Source organism: Sphingobium psychrophilum, assembly GCF_012927105.1.
Taxonomy (GTDB): Bacteria; Pseudomonadota; Alphaproteobacteria; order Sphingomonadales; family Sphingomonadaceae; genus Sphingobium; species Sphingobium psychrophilum.
On record NZ_JABBFV010000022.1, the window covers coordinates 38021 to 58305 of the forward strand.

At 63.8% G+C, this 20285-nt stretch carries 21 protein-coding genes; 11 read left to right on the forward strand and 10 right to left on the reverse strand.

Going from position 1 to position 20285, the window contains the following annotated elements; genetic code table 11:
• Nucleotides 1-12: 12 nt before the first annotated feature.
• Nucleotides 13-1317, reverse strand: coding sequence for a UDP-glucose dehydrogenase family protein (locus HHL08_RS20965; RefSeq protein WP_169574908.1), 1305 nt, complete (start codon nucleotides 1315-1317; stop codon nucleotides 13-15).
• A gap of 175 nt (nucleotides 1318-1492) precedes the next feature.
• On the opposite strand from HHL08_RS20965, the gene wecB reads away from it, so the two are divergent.
• From wecB to HHL08_RS20990, 5 genes are all read left to right on the forward strand, one after another.
• Nucleotides 1493-2620, forward strand: a complete 1128-nt coding sequence (gene wecB, locus HHL08_RS20970; RefSeq protein ID WP_169574909.1) for a non-hydrolyzing UDP-N-acetylglucosamine 2-epimerase — start codon at nucleotides 1493-1495, stop codon at nucleotides 2618-2620.
• Between the two features lie 175 nt (nucleotides 2621-2795).
• The gene (locus HHL08_RS20975) at nucleotides 2796-3032 is read left to right on the forward strand and encodes a hypothetical protein (RefSeq protein WP_129926133.1); all 237 of its coding nucleotides are present in this window, start codon (nucleotides 2796-2798) and stop codon (nucleotides 3030-3032) included.
• A gap of 94 nt (nucleotides 3033-3126) precedes the next feature.
• Nucleotides 3127-4422 (forward strand): UDP-N-acetyl-D-mannosamine dehydrogenase, encoded by a 1296-nt coding sequence (gene wecC, locus HHL08_RS20980; protein ID WP_169574910.1) that lies wholly within the window; start codon nucleotides 3127-3129, stop codon nucleotides 4420-4422.
• A gap of 102 nt (nucleotides 4423-4524) precedes the next feature.
• Nucleotides 4525-5232, forward strand: a complete 708-nt coding sequence (locus HHL08_RS20985) for a polysaccharide biosynthesis/export family protein (protein ID WP_169574911.1) — start codon at nucleotides 4525-4527, stop codon at nucleotides 5230-5232.
• A complete protein-coding gene (locus HHL08_RS20990; protein WP_408021797.1) occupies nucleotides 5232-7349 on the forward strand; it encodes a GumC family protein in 2118 nt (705 codons plus the stop codon). The genes HHL08_RS20985 and HHL08_RS20990 overlap by 1 nt, the downstream gene beginning before the upstream one ends.
• Before the next feature lie 119 nt (nucleotides 7350-7468).
• Here the strand turns inward: HHL08_RS20990 and purQ are convergent, their stop codons facing one another.
• A complete protein-coding gene (gene purQ / locus HHL08_RS20995) occupies nucleotides 7469-8143 on the reverse strand; it encodes a phosphoribosylformylglycinamidine synthase subunit PurQ (protein ID WP_169574912.1) in 675 nt (224 codons plus the stop codon).
• 3 nt (nucleotides 8144-8146) lie between these two features.
• A complete protein-coding gene (purS, locus tag HHL08_RS21000; protein ID WP_088182756.1) occupies nucleotides 8147-8380 on the reverse strand; it encodes a phosphoribosylformylglycinamidine synthase subunit PurS in 234 nt (77 codons plus the stop codon).
• 161 nt (nucleotides 8381-8541) lie between these two features.
• On the opposite strand from purS, the gene HHL08_RS21005 reads away from it, so the two are divergent.
• Together HHL08_RS21005 and HHL08_RS21010 are read left to right on the forward strand one after the other, a co-directional pair.
• Nucleotides 8542-8691 carry a hypothetical protein gene (locus tag HHL08_RS21005; protein WP_169574913.1) on the forward strand — a complete coding sequence of 50 codons (150 nt, stop codon included), beginning with the start codon at nucleotides 8542-8544 and terminating at the stop codon, nucleotides 8689-8691.
• Between the two features lie 63 nt (nucleotides 8692-8754).
• A complete protein-coding gene (locus HHL08_RS21010) occupies nucleotides 8755-9507 on the forward strand; it encodes a sulfite exporter TauE/SafE family protein (RefSeq protein WP_169574914.1) in 753 nt (250 codons plus the stop codon).
• Between the two features lie 60 nt (nucleotides 9508-9567).
• Here the strand turns inward: HHL08_RS21010 and purC are convergent, their stop codons facing one another.
• The 7 genes from purC to HHL08_RS21040 form a co-directional block, all read right to left on the reverse strand.
• On the reverse strand, nucleotides 9568-10356 hold the full coding sequence (gene purC, locus HHL08_RS21015) for a phosphoribosylaminoimidazolesuccinocarboxamide synthase (RefSeq protein WP_169574915.1): 789 nt from the start codon (nucleotides 10354-10356) through the stop codon (nucleotides 9568-9570).
• Nucleotides 10357-10498: 142 nt separating this feature from the next.
• Nucleotides 10499-11773: an aminotransferase class V-fold PLP-dependent enzyme gene (locus tag HHL08_RS21020; RefSeq protein WP_169574916.1), complete on the reverse strand. Its 1275-nt coding sequence runs from the start codon at nucleotides 11771-11773 to the stop codon at nucleotides 10499-10501.
• A gap of 87 nt (nucleotides 11774-11860) precedes the next feature.
• The gene (locus HHL08_RS26000) at nucleotides 11861-11992 is read right to left on the reverse strand and encodes a hypothetical protein (protein WP_254913722.1); all 132 of its coding nucleotides are present in this window, start codon (nucleotides 11990-11992) and stop codon (nucleotides 11861-11863) included.
• An 11-nt stretch (nucleotides 11993-12003) separates the two neighbouring features.
• Complete coding sequence (gene otsA, locus HHL08_RS21025) at nucleotides 12004-13410, reverse strand: alpha,alpha-trehalose-phosphate synthase (UDP-forming) (protein ID WP_169574917.1); 1407 nt, start codon at nucleotides 13408-13410, stop codon at nucleotides 12004-12006.
• Complete coding sequence (locus HHL08_RS21030) at nucleotides 13407-15185, reverse strand: glycoside hydrolase family 15 protein (protein WP_268932744.1); 1779 nt, start codon at nucleotides 15183-15185, stop codon at nucleotides 13407-13409. The genes otsA and HHL08_RS21030 overlap by 4 nt, the downstream gene beginning before the upstream one ends.
• A 125-nt stretch (nucleotides 15186-15310) precedes the next feature.
• The gene (gene otsB, locus HHL08_RS21035) at nucleotides 15311-16015 is read right to left on the reverse strand and encodes a trehalose-phosphatase (protein ID WP_235955206.1); all 705 of its coding nucleotides are present in this window, start codon (nucleotides 16013-16015) and stop codon (nucleotides 15311-15313) included.
• A 130-nt stretch (nucleotides 16016-16145) separates the two neighbouring features.
• Nucleotides 16146-16307, reverse strand: a complete 162-nt coding sequence (locus HHL08_RS21040; RefSeq protein ID WP_169574918.1) for a hypothetical protein — start codon at nucleotides 16305-16307, stop codon at nucleotides 16146-16148.
• A 131-nt stretch (nucleotides 16308-16438) separates the two neighbouring features.
• Between HHL08_RS21040 and HHL08_RS21045 the strand changes: the two genes are divergently transcribed.
• From HHL08_RS21045 to parC, 4 genes are read left to right on the forward strand one after another with little or no spacing between them, the layout of a single operon-like run.
• Nucleotides 16439-17359, forward strand: coding sequence for a LysR substrate-binding domain-containing protein (locus HHL08_RS21045; protein ID WP_206378020.1), 921 nt, complete (start codon nucleotides 16439-16441; stop codon nucleotides 17357-17359).
• Nucleotides 17360-17405: 46 nt separating this feature from the next.
• Nucleotides 17406-17648: a type II toxin-antitoxin system CcdA family antitoxin gene (locus HHL08_RS21050; RefSeq protein WP_169574919.1), complete on the forward strand. Its 243-nt coding sequence runs from the start codon at nucleotides 17406-17408 to the stop codon at nucleotides 17646-17648.
• Nucleotides 17648-17944 (forward strand): CcdB family protein, encoded by a 297-nt coding sequence (locus HHL08_RS21055; RefSeq protein ID WP_169574920.1) that lies wholly within the window; start codon nucleotides 17648-17650, stop codon nucleotides 17942-17944. Before HHL08_RS21050 ends, HHL08_RS21055 begins: the two co-directional genes overlap by 1 nt.
• 45 nt (nucleotides 17945-17989) lie before the next feature.
• A complete protein-coding gene (parC, locus tag HHL08_RS21060) occupies nucleotides 17990-20278 on the forward strand; it encodes a DNA topoisomerase IV subunit A (protein ID WP_169574921.1) in 2289 nt (762 codons plus the stop codon).
• Nucleotides 20279-20285 lie beyond the last annotated feature (7 nt).

Below are 20285 nucleotides of genomic sequence, written 5' to 3' on the forward strand. Positions count from 1 at the left end.
CCCGTCTTATGCTTATCCACCGACGCGAGAGAGGTCGAGGCCGGCGGCTTCGATCTCGCCTGCGGGATATATGTTGCGCAGGTCGATCAGCGCCGTACCTGTCATTGCAGCCGCCAGGCGCTTCAAATCTAGAGCGCGGAAGATGTCCCATTCGGTGATCAGCACGACCGCATCGGCACCGTCGGCGGCCTCATAGGCGTCCTTGGCCATGACCACCTTGGGCATCATCGGCGCGGCGATCTCCATGCCTTCGGGATCATAAGCGACGATCCTCGCGCCGGCGTCTTCCAGCGCCTGGACGATGGCCAGGCTGGGCGCGTCGCGCATGTCGTCGGTGTTGGGCTTGAAGGTCAGGCCCAGCAGCGCGATCGTCTTGCCGCGGGCGTCGCCGCCCATCGCCTTGACGATCTTACGGCCCATCGCCCGCTTGCGCAGGTCGTTGACCTGCACCACCGTTTCGACGATGCGGATCGGAGCGTCATAATCCTGGCCGGTCTTGACCAGCGCCAGCGTGTCCTTGGGGAAGCAGGAGCCGCCATAGCCTGGCCCTGCATGCAGGAACTTGGCTCCGATGCGATTGTCGAGGCCGATGCCGCGGGCCACGTCCTGCACCTCTGCGCCGACCGCTTCGCACAGATCCGCCATCTCGTTGATGAAGGTGATCTTGGTCGCGAGGAAAGCGTTGGCAGCATATTTGATCAGTTCGGCGGTGCGACGTCCGGTGAACATCAACGGCGCCTGGTTGAGGTTGAGCGGACGGTAAACCTGGCTCATCACCGCAATCGCGCGTTCCGAACCGGTGGTGCCCACGACGACGCGGTCGGGCCGCTTGAAATCGCCGATGGCCGCGCCTTCGCGCAGAAATTCGGGGTTGGACACGACCTGAATGTCGAGGTCAGGCTTCAATTCACGCGCGATCCGCTCGACTTCGTCGCCGGTGCCCACGGGAACGGTCGATTTGGTCACGATCACCGCGGGCGCATCCAGCGCTTCCACGATTTCCCTGACGGCGGCATAGACATAGCTCAGGTCCGCATGGCCGTCGCCCCGGCGCGAAGGCGTGCCGACCGCGATGAAGATCGCTTCGGCGCCCTTGACGCCAGCGTCCAGGTCGGTGGTGAAGGTCAGCCGGCCCGATGCGGCATTATCGCCCACCAGCTTGTCCAGCCCCGGCTCGAAAATCGGCATCCGCCCGGACTCGATCGCCGCGATCTTGCCGGCATCCTTGTCCACGCACACCACGTCATGACCGAAATCCGCAAAACAGGCCCCTGACACAAGTCCAACATAGCCCGTGCCGATCATCGTGATTTTCATGGACTATTCAGCTCCGAAGGCGTGGTGACTAAAAGCGGCTGTATCATCGTCCGCGTATATTTCAATTCGCTGCATTGCAGCGGTGAATTTGTCATGGCGTTCAGCCGCTGGTTACCAATTTCTGCGACATGCTGGGCGGAGCGGCAGGCAGGTAGCGGCAGGCGAAGGAGCAAATGTGAAAGTAGCGCTGGTGTTCGGGACGCGGCCCGAAGCGATCAAGATGTTCCCGGTCATCCATGCGTTGCGCGCGCAGCCGGGGGTGGAAACGCGCGTCATCGTGACCGCGCAGCATCGCGGCTTGTTGGACCAGGTGCTGGACATTGCCGGGATCGTACCGGACATCGACCTGGACGTGATGGTCCCCAACCAGACGCTGGACGGGCTGACGGCCAAGCTGATCGTCGAACTGGGCAAGGCGTTTGACGCGGAAAAGCCCGACCGCATCGTCGTCCATGGCGATACGCTGACCACCATGGTCGCCAGTTTGGCCGCCTATTATCGCAAGATCCCGGTCGCCCACGTCGAGGCTGGCCTGCGCAGCGGCGACATCCATCATCCATGGCCAGAGGAAGTGAACCGCCGCGTCGTCGCCTGCATCGCCGACATGAATTTCGCGCCGACCCAGGCGGCGGCCAATGCGCTGTTGCGCGAAAGCCGGGACGCCGCCAGCATCCACATCACCGGCAACACCGTAATCGACGCGCTGCTTGCCACCCGCGATCGGCTGATGGCGGAGCCGGCGCTGGCCAGCGGCCTGGATGATCTGGCCGCGCGCTTTGCGGGCAAGCGAATCGTCGCCGTCACCAGCCATAGGCGCGAGAATTTCGGCGGCGGGATGGAGGCGATCGCGCAGTCGATCGCCGATATCGCGGCGCGCCCCGACGTGGCGGTGATCTTCCCCGTTCACCCCAATCCCAATGTCCGGCCGGTGATGGACGCCGTACTCGGCGACCTGCCCAATGTCGCGATGATCGATCCGCTCGACTATCCTCATTTCGTCCGCCTGCTCGACATGTGCCATCTGGTGCTAACCGACAGCGGCGGCGTACAGGAGGAAGCGCCCTCTCTCGGCAAGCCGGTGCTGGTGATGCGCGAAACGACCGAGCGCCCCGAAGGTGTCGATGCGGGAACCGCCAGGCTGGTCGGCGCGGACCGGGAGCGCATCGTGCGTGAGGTGCTGGCGTTGTTGGACGATGAGGACGCCTATCAGGCGATGGCGCGGGCGCATAATCCATTCGGCGACGGCCAGGCGGCGGCGCGAATCGCCGCGGTGATTGGCGCGGACGCGGTCCCGTCGGAATAAAAGCGGCGACGTTCCGGCCGCCATCTGCTAACGGACGGCATCGCCGCGAAACCTGCCCGCAAGCATTCGCTACGACCGAGAGACAGATCGCGCTCCCGCTTGCCATGCAAGGAGCCTGTCTCATGACCTTATCGATTCGCGCCAACACAATTCTCAATCTTACGAGGCCGTCCGCATGAGCCGCGCCATCAATCTAAATGCGCCGCTGGATGATGTGACTGCGCTGTGCGCCCGCCACGCCATCGCCATTTCGACCATTGAGCCGCTGACGTCGGGCGGCACCCGCGTCGTGCTGCTCAATCCCGATGGCGCCGATCGCATCCGCACATTGATGAAGACCAAGATCATCACCACGCCCGTCGTCCGCTCGCCCATGCACATGGCGCGCCAGCCTTTGCCGCGCTATCGCTAGGGGTTAGACCGAGGCGGGCGGAGCGTTACCGAAATCTTCAGCATTTCCGGGCACAAAAGCGGGCAAATTCACCGTTTGAAGGATTGTCCGCCTCATGCCCGTCGACGCAAAGCAGAAGGTTTCCGTCATTGGCCTTGGCTATATCGGCCTGCCGACCGCCGCGCTGATCGCGCGTGGCGGCGCGCAGGTGGTGGGCGTCGACGTCAGCGCCCATGTGGTCGAAACGGTCAATAGCGGCCGCGTCCATATCGAGGAAGTCGACCTGGATGGCCTGGTGCAGGGCGTGGTCGCCCGCGGCAACCTGCGCGCCAGCCTGGAGGTCGAGGAAAGCGACGTCTTCATCATCGCCGTGCCGACCCCGGTATCGGAAGATCGCGCGCCCGATATCTCTTACGTCCTCAAAGCCGCACGCACCATCGCCCCGGTGCTCAAGGCCGGCGATACGGTGATCCTTGAATCCACCTCGCCCGTTGGCACGACCGAAGCGATGCGCGACGTCATCGGGACCATCCGTCCCGATCTCAAAATGCCGGGGCAAGGGACGCAGGGTGATATCGCGATCGCTTATTGCCCGGAGCGGGTTCTGCCAGGCCGCATCCTGGTCGAACTGATCGACAATGATCGCTGCATCGGCGGCATCACGCCCCGTTGCGCGCGCAAGGCGCTGGGCTTCTACCGCCAGTTCGTGCGGGGTGCCTGCATCACCACCACCGCCCGCGCTGCCGAAATGGTCAAGCTGGTCGAAAACAGCTTTCGCGACGTCAATATCGCCTTCGCCAATGAATTGTCGGTGATCGCGGAGAATATGGACATCGACGTGTGGGAGGTCATCCGCCTCGCCAACCGTCATCCGCGTGTCAATATCCTCTCGCCCGGTCCCGGCGTCGGCGGGCATTGCATCGCCGTCGATCCCTGGTTCATTGTCCATGGCGATCCGGAAAATGCCCGCATCATCCGCACGGCGCGTGAAGTGAATGACGGCAAGACCGATTATGTCGTGGCGAAGGCGTCGGACATGATCGATGCCTTTGCTGGCGAAGACGTCGCCTGCCTCGGCCTCGCCTTCAAGGCGAATATCGACGATTTCCGCGAAAGCCCCGCGGTGAAGGTCGCGGCGCGACTGGCGCGGCGCTATGGCCGCCGCATCAAGCTGGTCGAACCCTATGCCCAGGCGCTGCCAATGGAATTTGCCGGAACGGGGGCCGAACTGATCGATCTCGATACGGCACTGGAACAATGTGGCGTTTTCGTCATTCTAGTCGATCATGACATGTTCAAATCTGTCCCCGTCGATGAACGCGCCGGCAAGGCTGTCTATGACACGCGCGGAATCTGGCCCGATCAGCCGCGCCGTCTGGCGCAGCCGGCACCCGACCGCCTCGCCGTTTAACAGTCACCGGGCCTATTCGGCCCGTCCCGTCCGTGGTTGCCATCACCGTGCCGCGCCGTTAACCCCCGGCCTCATCTGGGTTAAGACGGGGCGGGAGCGCGGATGAAGCGCGGAAACAGCATCAACCGATCGATTGCGGCGTTGGCCGTCTGCGGGCTGCTGGGGGCGTGCGCGACCGTGGAGGATGCGCCGCGGGGCGAGGCCGCCTATGCGGCGATCCCGCCACCGCCGGCGATCGGGATGGATTATCGCATCGCGCCCGACGATGTGCTGCGCATCCAGGTCTATCACGAACCTGGCCTGTCGCTGGAAGATGCGCAGGTCACGGCGGCGGGTATGATCCGGATGCCGCTGATCGGCGACGTTTCGGTCGCGGGCCTGACCGCTGGCGAGGCGGGCGATGTCATCGCCGGGCGGCTGGGCGAACGCTATCTGGTGTCGCCGCAGGTCACGTTGTTCGTGAAGAAGGCGGTGGGACGCCGCGTCACGCTGGATGGCGAAGTGCGTGAACCCGGCCTCTATCCGGTCGAGGGGCGGTTGACCCTGTTGCAGGCCGTGGCCCTGGCGAAGGGGCCGACCCGGCTTGCCGGCCTCAATCAGGTGGTCGTCATACGCCAACTGGACGGCCAGCGGCAGGCCGCTCTGTTCGATCTGGCCGCCATTCGCAAGGGGCGCGCGCCTGATCCTGAAATCCTGCCGGGCGACCTGGTCATCGTCGGCCTGTCGCGGGCCAAGGCGATAGTGGGCGGCACGCTGCTGGCCTTGCCTGCGCTCGCCACCGGCTTTATCGCGCTGGACGGAAATCACTGATGGGTCTTCCTGCTTTCCCGATGCGTGATGACACCGACAGCAACGGCGAAGGGTTCAGCGCTCGCCTGTCCGCCGCCGCGCAACGCTGCTGGCTGGTGCTTCGCCGCCACCGCGTCATTCTGTTCGTCACCATGGCGCTCTGCCTGCTGGCCGGCGCGTTCTTCATCCTGACATCGACGCCTGATTATCGCGCCACCGCCTCGGTGGAGGTGGAGGATGTGCCTGCCGGAGCGGCCGGTTCTGCCGCTGCCCAGCGCTCGGGCTCGGCCAACGACACCGAAACGCTGATGCAGACCGAATTGGAGGTTTTGCGCAGCCGGGCGCTGGCGGAGGATGTTGCGCGGGATCTGTCGCTGGTCGGCACGCCGACCTTCTTCAGCGGCATGGACGAAGTCCGCCCGCCAGAGGGCGTCGGCACATTGTCGCAGCGCCAAGTGGAGCAGGACATGGTCGTGCGGCTGCTGCGCGACAATCTGGAGGTCGAACTGCCCGGCAAGTCGCGGGTGCTGCGCATCAGCTTCGTCAGCGCCGATCCGGTGCTCTCGGCGCGCGTGGCCAACAGCTATGCCGACAGCCTGATCCGCGCCGATTTGAAGCGCGGCTTCGAATCCGGGGTGCAGGCGCGCCGCTTCCTGCTGGGCGAACTGGACGGCGCGCGCAACGATCTGGCGCGAGCCGAGCGGGACATGGCCGTCTATGCCGCGCGCACCGGCACACCGGCCCAGCCAGGAGAAGAGAGCAAGCCCGTCAAACCTGCCGCCCCCGACGGATCGGTGGCGACACGATTGACGCAACTCAACGCCTTCCGCGCGCAGGCCGCGGCCGATCGTATCACGGCCCAGAAACGCTGGGAAAGCGCGCGGCGCGCCAATGCCGACACGCTGCCCGAAGTGCTGGGCAACGGCGCGATGCAGCAGATCATGGCAGATCGGGCACAGGCTCGCGCGGCGGTGGCCGAGGAACGGCAGTTCCGCAAGGACGCGCATCCCGAAATGCGGGAAGCACGGGCGAAGCTGGCGGCGCTGGACGAGCAGGCCGATTCGATGGCCAACACGATCCGTGCGTCGCTACGCGAGCAATATATCGTTGCGGTGCGCGGCGAGGATCAGATCGCCAGGGAAATCGCGCAGCTCGAACAACAGGCCCAGGTGGAGCAAGGCCGCGATGTCCAGATGGGCATCATGGAACGCTCGGTCGATACCTACAGGATGCTGCACGACAGCCTGCTGCAGCGCTATCGCGACATGGCGTCGCAGGCGGGTTTCCAGGCTGGCCGCATCCAGCCGCTCGATCGCGCGGCGGTGCCGACGCGGCCCTTTTCGCCTCGGATCGGCGTGACCTTGCTGCTGGCGTCGCTCGGTGGGCTGGCGCTGGGTCTGCTGCTGGTGGCGGCGCGGCATATGTTCGACGACGCCGTGACCTCCGCCGATACGCTGGCGGAACGAGTCGGACTGCCTTTGCTCGGCGCGGTGCCGGTTACCGGCGACAATCCTCAGCCGCCCGACATCTTCACCCCGATCGCCGCGTCGCTGCTGCTGGCGTCGGCCGAAGGCCTGCCAAAATCTATCCTGGTGACCAGCGCGCAGGAAGGGGAGGGCAAGTCGCTCACCCTGCACGCGCTGGCGCTGGCGCTGGCGGGTTTGGGCAAGTCGGTGCTGGTGGTCGATGGCGACATGCGTCGGCCGGTGCAGCATCGCCTCTTCCGCCTGTCGCCCACGCGCGGCATCAGCGAAGTTCTGACCGGTCAGGCTACGGCGCAGGATGTGATCGTGGACACCGGCGTTACCGGCGTGGCGCTGCTGCCCTGCGGCACGCTGCCGCCCAATCCGTCGGAACTGCTGTCGACCCCGGCGCTGGACGGGCTGCTCGCTGGCGTGCGCGACCGCTACGATACGGTGCTGATCGATGCGCCCCCGATCTTGGGGATCGCCGACGCGCCCCTGCTGGCGGCCAAGGCGCAAGCCAGTCTGCTGGTGGTCGAATGGGGCCGCAACCATCATGGCGGCCTGCGCGCGGCGGTCGAACGGCTGCGACGCAGCGGCGGCGCGATCGTCGGCGCCATCCTGACCAAACAGCAAGGCCGGGCGATGGACTACGACTATCACCGCGGCGGGTGATGACCACTCTCAAAATCCGTTCGGCCTGAGCCTGTCGAAGTCCCTTACTGCCTTACAATGAAAACAGCGCCATCCCATAGGGAGGCGCTGTTTTCATGGCACGATCGGTACGGGGCGGCTTATGCCCGTGCCATCAGCCCTTCGACCAGGCCCTGGAACAGCCGCTTGCCATCGGTCGCGCCATGGGCCGGCTCGATCACGCGCTCTGGATGCGGCATCATGCCCAGCACATTGCCTGCATCGTTCAGGATGCCGGCAATGTTGCGCGCCGACCCGTTGACGCTTTCCGCATAGCGCAGCGCCACGCGGCCTTCCCCTTCCAACCGGTCGAGCGTCGCATCGTCGGCGAAATAATTGCCGTCATGATGCGCCACCGGATAGCGGATCGCCTCGCCCGCAGCATAGCGGCTGGTGAAGGCGCTCTGCGCATTCTCGACCGTCAGGGCGACGTCGCGGCACACGAAATGGCCGCCGGCATTGCGCAGCAGCGCGCCGGGCAGCAGGCCGCTTTCGGTCAGCACCTGGAAACCGTTGCAGATGCCCAGTACGAACGCTCCGCGCTCCGCGGCCTTAGCCACCGCCTGCATCACCGGCGAACGGGCGGCCATCGCGCCGGACCGCAGATAATCGCCGTAGGAAAACCCGCCCGGCACGCCGATCAGGTCGATGCCGTCGGGCAGGTCCGTGTCACGATGCCACACCATGGCGGGCTTCTGACCGGTCGCAGCCTCGAACGCCACCGCCAGGTCGCGGTCGCAATTGCTGCCCGGAAAGACGATGACGGCGCTCTTCATGGCTCAGGCTACCTTTTCGATGCGGTAGTTTTCGATCACCGTATTAGCCAGCAGCTTGCGGCACATGGCGTCGATATCCTCGTCGCTGGTGTCGTCGGCCAGGTCCAGTTCAATGAGCTTGCCGGCGCGCACGTCATTGACGCCGCCAAAGCCCAGCCCGTCGAGCGCATGGTGGATGGCCCGGCCCTGGGGGTCGAGGACACCGCCCTTGAGAGTGACGAAGATGCGGGCTTTCATGGGACGCGGACTCCTTGGAATCGACTGGCGCCGCGCGATTCCGCACGGCCGAACTTTGCCGCACCCCCTAAGCGCGGCGCGGCGCGTAGGCAAGCCATTATGACTTTGGTAGCGACCATTACGCTACTGTGATTGGATGATTTTGGGGGACGTGCGGGACGATGTCCGGGCTGGCGCTGGCTATGTTTGTCGGGCTGTTCGCATGGGGACAGCAGATCGTGGGATATGATGATCCACACGGCAAGGTCCAACTCGCGCTGCTCGCAACCTTCAGTTTCGGCCTGCTGATCGGCTATCGCGCCAATCATTGATGGCACCCCCGTGCCGGTAAATCTCCCATTCTCATCCCCGCGCGCATCCCCTAAGCGACGAGGATGAACCCCGATACATTCTATTATGTCTGCGCCATCATCGCCGTCAGCCTCGCCGGGCTGGCCAAGGGCGGTTTCGCCGGGATCGGCGCGCTCGCCATGCCGGTGCTGGCGCTCGCCGTCGATCCCGTGCGCGGGGCGGCCATCCTGCTGCCGATCCTGATCCTGCAGGACGTCGTCAGCGTCTGGGTCTATCGCCACAGCTGGGATGGCCACATCCTAAAGGTCATGCTGCCGGGCGCGGCGGTCGGAATCGGCCTTGGCTATCTGTTCGCGGCGCAGGTGTCGGAAACGGCGGTGCTGGGCGTACTTGGCGGCATCTCCGTGCTGTTTGGGTTGCAACGCCTGTGGATCGAGCGAGGCAAGGCCGTGGTGCTGCCGTCGGACTCGCCTGGCTGGGTCGGCTTCCTGTTCGGCATCGGCAGCGGTTTCACCAGCCATATCGCCCATGCCGGGTCGCCGCCCTTCCAGATGTGGGTGCTGCCCAAGCGGTTGCCCCGCGACATGCTGGTGGGGACCACCGCGCTCGCCTTTGCCGCGATGAACTGGATGAAACTGCCCGCCTATGCCGCGCTGGGGCAGTTTACCCACGCCAATCTGATGGCGACGGCGATGCTGGCGCCGGTGGCGATCCTATCGACCTTCGCCGGCGTGGCTCTGGTCCGGCGGGTCGATCCGGCGCGTTTCTACACGCTCATCTACGCGCTGATGGTGCTGCTGGGTATCAAACTGATGGCCGACGCGCTGATCGCCTGACACGAAAAACCCGACGAAAGCCTGATGCCTTCGCCGGGTTTGTTCGTTCAGGGCGAAGGATCAGCCTTCTTCCTTCTCGCGCTTCTTGCGATGCGTGTCGAGGTCGAGGACGGTGGTGTCCAGTCCTTCGGGCAGCAGGCCAAGACGGCGCGCAACCTCTTGATAGGCTTCGACTTCGCCACCCAGATCGCGACGGAAGCGATCCTTGTCCAGCTTCTCGTTGGTCACCATGTCCCAAAGGCGGCAGCCATCCGGGCTGATTTCGTCGGCCAGGATGACGCGGCTATATTCGCCGTCATAAAGCCGGCCGAATTCCAGCTTGAAATCGACCAGGCGGATGCCGATGCCAGCAAACAGCCCGCACATGAAATCATTGATGCGGATCGCCATGTCGGCAATGTCGTGCATCTCGTCCTGCGTCGCCCAGCCGAAGCAGGCGATATGCTCTTCGGAGATCAGCGGGTCGCCGAGCGCATCGTCCTTGTAGCAATATTCGATCAGCGTGCGCGGCAGCTGCGTGCCTTCCTCGATGCCCAGCTTCTTGCTGAGCGATCCGGCGGCGACGTTGCGCACCACGACCTCGATCGGGATGATTTCGACCTGGCGGACCAACTGTTCGCGCATGTTGAGGCGGCGGATGAAGTGGGTCGGGACACCGATCTGGCCGAGCAGGGTGAAGATATGCTCGGAAATCCGGTTGTTCAGAACGCCCTTGCCGGAAATCGTACCCTTTTTCTGGGCATTGAAGGCCGTGGCGTCATCCTTGAAATATTGGATGATCGTACCTGGCTCAGGACCTTCGTAAAGGATCTTTGCCTTGCCTTCGTAAATCTGGCGGCGACGGGCCATGCGCGTTCCTGACTTGTCTTAGAAAACACTGCGCCCCGGCAATCGCGAATCGTTGAGGATCAGCGGGTGCCGGGGCTGCTTGGGCCGCCCATAGAGCAAAGTTGAAAGGCGTGCAATTCCATGCGTTCTCCAAGCGCGCGCATCACGCGCCCTTCATCTTCCGAAACTCGTCGAACAGCCCCAGGAAACGGTCGATATCCGCCTTGCTCAGGAAATAGGGGGTCGCCAGCCGAAGCTTGCTGGGGTTGCCGCCGCGGATGCGAACCTTATGGTTGGTCCACAGCCAATCCTGCAATTCCATGCGCTGCACCGGCGGGACATTGACGGTGGCGATAGCCCCACGCAGCGTCGGGTCAGGGGAGGTCCAGCTTTCCGCCCCGCGCTTCACCATCTCGCCATGGATATAGTCGGCCAACAGGCGATTGCGCGCCTCGATCCGGTCCATGCCGATGCTGTTGGCCAGACCGATCGCGGCGTTCAGTCCCATCAAGGTGGGGATGCAGGAGGAACCGATCTGCATATAGCGGTCCGCCTTGCGCGCCGGATCGTCATAGCCGCCGGTCGCGATCGTGCTCCACACCCGGTCCATCACGCTTTCGTCGCGCAAGTAGAGGAAACCCGTTCCCTTCGTCGCGAACAGCCATTTGTGCATCGATCCGGTGTAAAGATCGCAGCCTATATCGTTGAGATCGACCTTTATCATGCCCGGCGCATGGGCGCCGTCAAAGGCGGACACGATCCCCTTCGACCGGGCCAGCGCGGCAATCTCCTTGGCCGGCAGAACGACGCCCGTGGCCGTACTGATATGGCTGACGAAGATGATCCGCGTCTTTGGGGTGATCGCATCGTTGATCCGGTTCAATATTGCCGCCGCATCCTTGGGCGGCTTGGGCATGGCGAATGTCTTTACAACCACGCCATAGCGGCGGGATCGCAGCAGCCACGGCATTTCGCCCGACCCATGTTCCTCGTCGCTCATCAGCACCTCGTCGCCGGCCTTCATGTCGAAGCCATTAGCGACGTAGCTGTTCGCCTCGGTGCAGTTGCGCAGGATCGCCATCTGGTCGACCTGCGCGCCCATGAAGTCGGCGAAGGGCTTGCGATAGGCCTCCCACGATCCATAGCCCCAGATCGGATAATCTTCCGATCCCGCCTGCGTCATCTGCTCGGTCTGCTCGAACCCGTCGAAAATGGCTTTGAGCACCGGGCGGGGGGAGGAGCCGACCGTGCCGACATTCAGGTTCACGACATCGGCGGGGATCAGGAATTGCGCGCGCAGCGCCTTCCAATAGGCATCCTCATCCCGGCCATACAGGCCTGCGGCGGGTAAGGGCACAGCCTTGAGCGCCTGCGCGGCGGCGGGTGAGGCGAGGGAAGCGGCTGTGGCGGAACCTAGGAAACTGCGACGATCGAACATGGGCGCCTTTCCGGGCCGGCATGGCCCACTGACAAGTCTGCCCGATGTTCAACGATGCTCAAGCGGAAATCCGCGCGCTATTGCAATCTACAGCACATCCCCGAACATCGCCCACAGCAACGCGGCCCAGGCCACCATGCCTACGGCCGCGATGATGACACCCGATCGGGCGCGCATAGCGGCGATCAGGCCGCGGGGTTCGTCGTCATCCTCTGTCATCGGCGACAGCGTTAACCTGCTGTTGTCTCCGGCTCAACCCGTGCCGTGTCGCGATCGACCGCCATCAATCGTCCGGTGAAGCATTGCCGCCACCAGCTAATGTCTTGCCCCTCCACACTGTCCATCATCGCGCGCCAGCGCCGTTTGCGCTCATCCAGCGGCATGGCCAGCGCGCGCAGGATCGCGTCGGACATCTCTTCCGGGCTGTAGGGGTTGATCAGCAGCGCGTCCTTGAGCTGCATCGCCGCCCCGGCGAATCGGGAGAGGATCAGCACGCCAGGATCTTCGGGGTCTTGGGCCGCGACATATTCCTTCGCCACCAGGTTCATGCCGTCGCGCAATGGCGTCACCAGCCCGATCTTTGCCGCGCGATAGATGCCAGCCAGCTTGTCGCGCGGATAGCCCTGGTTGACGTAGCGGATCGGGGTCCAGTCGACGTCGCTATATTCGCCGTTGATCCGTCCTGCGAGCGAATCCAATGTCGCGCGGATCTGCTGGTAGCTTTCTACCTCGCCGCGCGACGGTGGCGCGATCTGGGTCAGCAACAGCTTGCGATGATGTTCGGGATGGTCCTTCAGGAAGCGGGCATAGCCGTTGAACCGCTCCTCCAGCCCTTTGCTGTAATCCAGCCGATCGACCCCGACGATCATCGACCGGTCCTGCAACGATGCCCGGACCAGGGTCAGCATGTCCTGCGCCTGCTCACTCTCGGCGGCTTCTGCAAACTCCTTGGCATTGATGCCGATCGGGCAGGCGACCGCCTGGATGGTACGATCGCCCACGGTGACGAAGTCGCCATCGACGGTCCCGCCCATTTCCCGTTCGACATAATGGCGGAAGGATTCGAGCCATTCCTCGGTATGGAAACCCACGACATCATAGGCAAACAGCGTGCTGACCAGCTTGCTGTGATGGGGCAGCGACACCAGCAGCCGGGTCGGCGGCCAAGGAATATGCAGAAAAAAGCCTATCCGATTGTTCAGCCCCTTGTCGCGCAGCATCTGGCCCAGCGGGATCATATGATAGTCATGGACCCATATGACGTCTTCAGGCTCGATCAGCGGAGCCGCAGTGTCGGCGAAGCGCTTGTTGACGCGATTATAGCCGCCCTCGAAATCGCGGGCATATTCGGCCAGGTCGATGCGGAAATGAAAGAGCGGCCACAGCGTCTTGTTGGCATAGCCATTATAATATTCGTCGACATCCTGTTCTTCCAGGTCGATCGTCGCGGTCTTGACGCCTTCATCCTCGGCAAAGCCGATATGGCCGGTGAAATTGTCGGTGACCTCGCCCGACCAGCCGACCCAGATGCCCCGGCTTTCGCGCAAGGCTTGCGACAATGCGACGGCGAGGCCTCCCTGATTGCCCGACTTGCTGGGGCGACTGACCCGGTTCGATATGACGATAAGGCGGCTCATCGCATGACGCTCCATGGTTTGCTCAGCAAGACGGCGCAATTGATGATGCCGACCAATGAGTATGTCTGGGGATAATTGCCCCATAATTCCCCGGTTGCGGGGTCGATATCCTCGGACAGCAGGCCCGCGGCGGTGCGGCGGGATAGCATTTCCTCGAACAAGGCGCGCGCCTCTTCGGTCCGGCCGGTGCGATGCAGCGCTTCGATCAGCCAGAATGTGCAGACGTTGAACGCCGTCACCGGCTCGCCGAAATCATCGGGCGCGCTGTAGCGCAGCATGTCGTTGCCACGCCGCAGGTCGGCTTCCAGCGCCGCCAGCGTGCCGATGAACATTGGATCGTCTGCCGTCAGGAAGCGCAGGTCGAGTAGTTGCAGGAGCGACGCATCGCGTGAATCATCCTCGAAATTGGCGGAGATCGCCTTGCTGTCGGAGCGCCATGCGGCATCCAAAATGCGCGCCTTCATCGTGTCCGCACGGTTTTGCCAATGGGCTGACCGTAATGGCAGGTCTAACGCGGTGGCGGCATGGGCCAGGCGATCGCACGCCGCCCAGCACATCACCGCGCTATAGCTATGCACATGGGCGCGGGTACGGAGCTCCCACAGGCCCGCGTCCGGCTGGTCATAGACGGCCCAGGCGCGTTCACCCACGACCTCCAGCGCCTCGAAATCGGCGTGGCCGGCCATGCGCAGCAGACGTTGGTCGATGAAACCCTGCACGGATGACAGCACGATCTGGCCATAGGCGTCATGTTGGATCTGTTCATAGGCGGCGTTGCCCACGCGCACCGGCCCCATGCCGCGATAGCCCGGCAGTTGCTCGGCTTCCCATTCGGTCAGCGTCGCATTACCACGGACATCATAAAGCGGCTGGATGTGCCCGCCCTTCGCGCCATCGACGATGTTGCGCAGATAGACGAGATAGCTTTCCAGCACGTCGAGCGCGCCCAGACGGTTCAGGGCTTCGACCGTATAATAAGCGTCGCGCACCCAGCAGTAGCGATAGTCCCAGTTGCGCCCACTGTTCGCATGTTCGGGGATGGACGTAGTGAGCGCGGCGACGATCGCGCCGGTTTCCTCATGCTGGCATAGCTTGAGCGTGATGGCGGATCGGATCACGGCTTCTTGCCATTCGGCCGGGATAGCGAGGCCGCGCACCCAAAGCTGCCATTCGTTGATGGTATCGTCCAGCATCCGCTCGATCGCCGGGCGCAGCGCATCGGAAAAGCCTTCATCCGGTCCCATGAAGAAATGCGCGTCCTGCTCCAGTCGGAACCAGCTTTCCTGCGCGATCAGGCCGATGGGGGCATTGGTCGATATCCGCATGGCCATATAGGACAGGATCATCCGGATATGGTTGGAACCGTAACTGACCGGCACTTTTTCCGCGTTCCAGGCGGTGGTCGGGCGCAACTTCACCCGGATGCGGGGGGAGCCGGCCACCGGCCGCACGATGCGGATGAACGCCACCGGGCGGTAGATACGACCCTTATGTTTATGCCGTGGGCAGAAATCGATGATCTCGATCGCATTGCCCTGCGCATCGCTCTGGCGGGTCACTAAAATAGGGGTGTTGCGGATATAATGTTGTTCGACGGCGACGCAATTTTCCAGCTCGATCGCCCAGAAACCCCCTGCCTGCGGATCATCCCATGCCTTGTCATCCAACAGGGCGGAAAAGACCGGGTCGCCATCGACGCGCGGGACGCACGCCCACACCATGCGGCCCATGCGGTCGATCAGTGCGGATGCCTGGCAATTGCCGATGGGCCACAGGTCGAGCGTGCGTGCGCTACCGGCCAGAATGGATTCGCCCGGCACGGATTGGCCAAAGGTGGATTGCTGCTGTGCTTGGATCGGTCTGCCCCTTTCGTTGCTCACGACAAGGGACGCCGAAAATTCTATCCGGCGACCCCCTCCGCCAGATAATGCCTGACGGCGGCAACCTGTTCCAAACAGAATGCGGCCAATGTCGGTCGCGGCGCCCCGACCAATATGCCCGCGCCGCCCAGTTCGGCGGCGGCGGCAAAGCCTTCCTCGTCGGTCACGTCGTCACCGATGAACACTGGCACGCCCCCCGCCATCGGCGCAGTCTGCATCAGGGCAAGGAGGGCGCTGCCCTTGTCCGCGCCGCCGGGGCGCAATTCATACAGCATCTTGCCGCGCTGGAGCGCCAGGCCATGCGCATCCGCCAGAGCCTTCGCCAATTGGCCCGCCTCCTCGTCCCATATCGGCGCGCCGCGGAAATGCAGCCCCACGCTGATGGACTTGCGCTCGACCAGCAGGCCAGGCTTGCCCTCGACAAAGGCGTTGAAGGCGGCCTCCACCGCATCGATCGCGGGCAGGCGGGGCGGGGCGTCCACAGCCGCACCGGGCCGGGCGAACTCCAGGCCATGCGTGCCGGACAGCAGGAAGTCGCCAAAACCCAACTCGCGCAGGGTCGCGATCGATCGGCCGCTGACGATCGCCAGCCGCCCACCCAGTTGATCGCGCAGCCGGGCCAGCAGCAAGAGCAGGTCGTCGTCCACATCCACCGCGTCGGGCGTTTCGGCCAGCGGTGCCAGCGTTCCGTCGAAATCGAGGAACAGTGCCGCGCCGTTCAGCAACGCCGTTGGGGGAGGGGGAAGGGCGGGAAGGGGAGCAAATGCGGATTCGGACACGGGCGCAAAGTGGCGTTCCCGCCCGAAACCGCAACCCCCGATTTGCCGCCGCCGGTCGATTTTGCCGGCGGCTGGCTCAGTGACGGCATCGGCGCTCATGGATCGCCCAGGGTGCGGACCAATGGATCATGTGCAGAACGCGGAACGCCTGCATGATCCTAGCCAGCAACCGGTCGATGCCGCTGTTGATCTGCGCGCGGCCGTCATGCCGCAACCGGTCGTCATATTCGTCACGCATGATGCGGTCCTTTCCCTGAAGCGGGAGGCGGATCGGAAAGACCGTCCGCACCGTTGCCTCTGCCCGATTGCCGCTACGGTCGCCAACAAAAGGCTGGACGTCTTAGATAAGCTCAGCTTATTGATAAGGCTATGTCGATCCTGCCGCCCCTGTCCGCCATCCGCGTGTTCGAGGCGGCGGCCCGCCGCGAAAATTTCACCGCCGCCGCGCTGGAATTGGGGATGACCCAGGCCGCTGTCAGTTATCAGGTGAAGCTGTTGGAGGAGCGACTGGGCCTCAGCCTGTTCCAGCGCATCGGGCGAAAGGTCGTACTGACCGACAAGGGGCGCGACATCGCGCCCGTCCTGACCCGCGCCTTCGATCAGATGCGCCAGGGCTTCGCCGCTCTGACACAGGATCATTCGGCCGTGCTGACGATCAGTTGCACCAACAGCTTCGCGCACCTTTGGCTCGCGCCCAAGATCGGCGCCTTCCAGATGCGCCATCCGCAATTGGCCGTGCGCATACAGGCGGAGGACGGCGTAGTCGATCTCGCGCGCGACGGCGTGGACCTGGCGATCCGTGGCGGGAAGGGACAATGGCCGGGGCTGGAGGCGACATTGCTGACCCACAACCGCCTCGTGCCGATGTGCAGCCCGGCCTGGCTGGACCGGCACGGTCCCATCGCCGGTGCGGAGGCCCTCCATGCCCTGCCACGCCTGTCGCCCGACGACATGTGGTGGCATGAATGGTTCGCCGCGATGGCGGTGGAGGCCGATCCCGCCGATGGCCCGCCTGGCATTGCGCTCGACAGCCAGGTCATGGAGGGCCGCGCCGCGATCGGCGGACAGGGCGTCGCCATCCTCAACCATTTCCTGTGGAAGATGGAGATCGAATCCGGCCTGCTGGTCGAAGCGGTGCCCTCCTATGTCCGCGAAATCGCCAGCTATTGGGTGGTCTATCCGCCCCATGCCCGCAACACGCCCAAGGTGAAGGCCTTTCGCGACTGGATCGTGGCGGCATTCGCCGCCGAGATCGCCGCAGATCCCGAAGGACGATACTTGCCGCGCTGATGCGTCATGCGTATATTTGTACGCATGATGGATGCAGGAGTTTGTGATGACCAGGCATAAGCGGATCGCTACGCGCAAGGCGACGAATCTGTCGTTGGATGTTGATTTGGTGGCCGATGCGAAAGAATTGGGCATCAACCTGTCCCGTGCGTGCGAAGAGGCATTGCGCAGCGAAATTGCGGCAGAGCGCGGGCGGCGCTGGAAAGAAGACAATGCCGCCGGCATCGCTGCCTCCAACGCCTATGTTGAAAAACATGGATTGCCGCTTGAAAAATACCGGCAATTCTAATGGCGCGTTTCTGCGTGCATCGCCTGCCTGATGGCGCTTATGTTCTGGATTGCCAATCTGATTTGCTGGACCATCTGACGACCCGTTTCGCGGTGCCCTTGGTCCCGCTCGATGATGTCGGAACGCCGATGGCACGCCTCAATCCGCAATTCGATGTCGATGGGCGGCGATTGGTCATGATGACGCAATTTTCCGGCGCGGTGCCTGCGCGGTCACTCGGCAATATTGTCCTGTCTCTTCGGGATCAGGATTATGACATTTCCAAGGCCCTCGACATGCTTCTGACCGGCTTCTGACCAAATCCGTTTCCGTTTCGTGCCCGTCCTGCTATCCGACCTGCGATGACCGATTTTAGCGACCCGTTCGACGCCATCAGGGACCACCCTTTCGACGAAGCGCTCTCGCAACGCTACCTCGTCTACGCGCTGTCCACCATCACCGCCCGCTCGCTGCCCGACCTGCGCGATGGGCTGAAACCGGTGCATCGCCGCCTGCTCTGGGCGATGCGCCTGCTCAAGATGGAGCCGGGCGGCGCATCCCCGGACGTGCTGGTCGCCAACCCTGCGCGCAACACCACCAGTTACAAGAAGTGCGCCCGCGTCGTGGGCGACGTCATCGGCAAATATCACCCCCATGGCGACCAGTCGGTCTACGACGCCATGGTGCGACTGGCGCAGGAATTTTCGCTGCGCACGCCGCTGGTCGACGGGCAAGGCAATTTCGGCAATATCGACGGCGATAACGCGGCGGCCATGCGGTACACCGAAGCGCGCCTGACCCAGGCCGCTGCCGATCTGATGGCGGGCCTTGACGAAGGCACGGTCGATTATCGCCCCACCTATAATGGCGAGGATGAGGAGCCGGAGGTTTTTCCCGGCCTGTTCCCCAATCTGCTCGCCAATGGCGCCACCGGCATCGCGGTCGGCATGGCAACCAGCATCCCGCCGCACAATGTCACCGAACTGATCGACGCGGCGGGCCTGCTGATCGACGATCCCGACACCGATCATGCCGCCTTGATGCAAGTGGTGAAGGGGCCGGACTTCCCCACTGGCGGCGTGCTGGTGGACAATGCCGCGATCATCTCCGAAGCCTATGTCACCGGACGCGGTGCATTCCGCACGCGGGCGCGCTGGCATAAGGAAGAGGGCGGGCGCGGCACCTGGATCGCGGTCGTGACCGAAATTCCCTATCAGGTGCAGAAGTCGAAGCTGATCGAGCAGATCGCAGCGCTCATCAACGACCGCAAGCTGCCCATCCTGGCCGACGTGCGCGACGAGAGCGACACCGAAATCCGCATCGTCATCGAACCGCGGGCACGTACCGTCGATCCGCAGATGCTCATGGACAGCCTGTTCCGGTTGACCGATCTGGAAAACCGTTTCCCGCTGAACCTCAACGTCCTCGACGCCAGCCGCACCCCGCGCGTGCTGGGCCTGCGACCGTTGCTGATCGAATGGCTCAAGCACCAGATCGACGTGCTGGTCCGCCGTGCCCAGCATCGGCTGGAAAAGATCGCCGGCCGGCTGGAACTGCTCGACGGCTATATCATCGCCTATCTCAACCTCGACCGGGTGATCGAAATCATCCGCACCGAGGATGAACCAAAGACGGTGATGATGGACGAATTTGCCCTTAACGACCGCCAGGTCGAGGCCATCCTCAACATGCGGCTGCGCTCGCTGCGCAAGCTGGAGGAGATGGAATTGCGGCGCGAACATGCCGAACTGGTCAAGGAAAAGGAGGAACTGGAGAAGCTGGTCGAAAGCCCGGCTCGCCAACGCACCCGCCTGAAGCGTGACCTTGCGGCGCTGCGCAAGCGCTATGGCCCGGAAACCAACCTTGGCCGCCGCCGCACCCTGGTCGAAGAAGCAGCGCTGGCGCGTGAAATCCCGTTGGAAGCGATGATCGAGCGCGAACCCATCACCGTGATCCTGTCCGAACGCGGCTGGATCAGGGCGATGAGCGGTCATCGCGATCTTGCCGCGGCCGACACGCTGAAATTCAAGGAAGGCGACGGCCCGCATTATGCGTTCCACGCCCACACTACCGACAAGCTGCTGCTGGCGACCTCGACCGGGCGCATCTACACGCTGGCGTCGGACAAATTGCCGGGCGGTCGCGGTTTTGGCGATCCGGTGCGTTCGCTGGTCGATATGGATAATGAAGGCGCGATCGTCGCCTTCATGCCGGCGCGCGCTGGTACGGACCTGCTTCTGGCCTCATCCGATGGCCGGGGTTTCGTCGCCGCCACGGCCGAGCTGATCGCCGAAACCCGCAAGGGCAAGCAGGTGGTCAACGTCCGCGCCGGTGCGAAGCTGAGCATCATCCGCCCGATCCCGGCAGAGGCGGACAGCATCGCCATAATCGGCGAGAACCGCAAACTGCTCGTCTTCCCCCTGACGGAAATGCCGAAAATGACGCGCGGGCAGGGCGTGCAGATGCAACGCTATCGCGACGGCGGCCTGTCCGACGCGATCGCTTTCCGCCTGTCCGACGGGCTTAGCTGGACCATGGGCGGCGAGTCGGGGCGCACCCGGACGGAAAGCGACATGTTGCCGTGGAAGGTCGCGCGCGGCGCGGCCGGGCGTATGCCGCCGACGGGTTTTCCGCGCGATAATCGCTTCTGATTTCAGG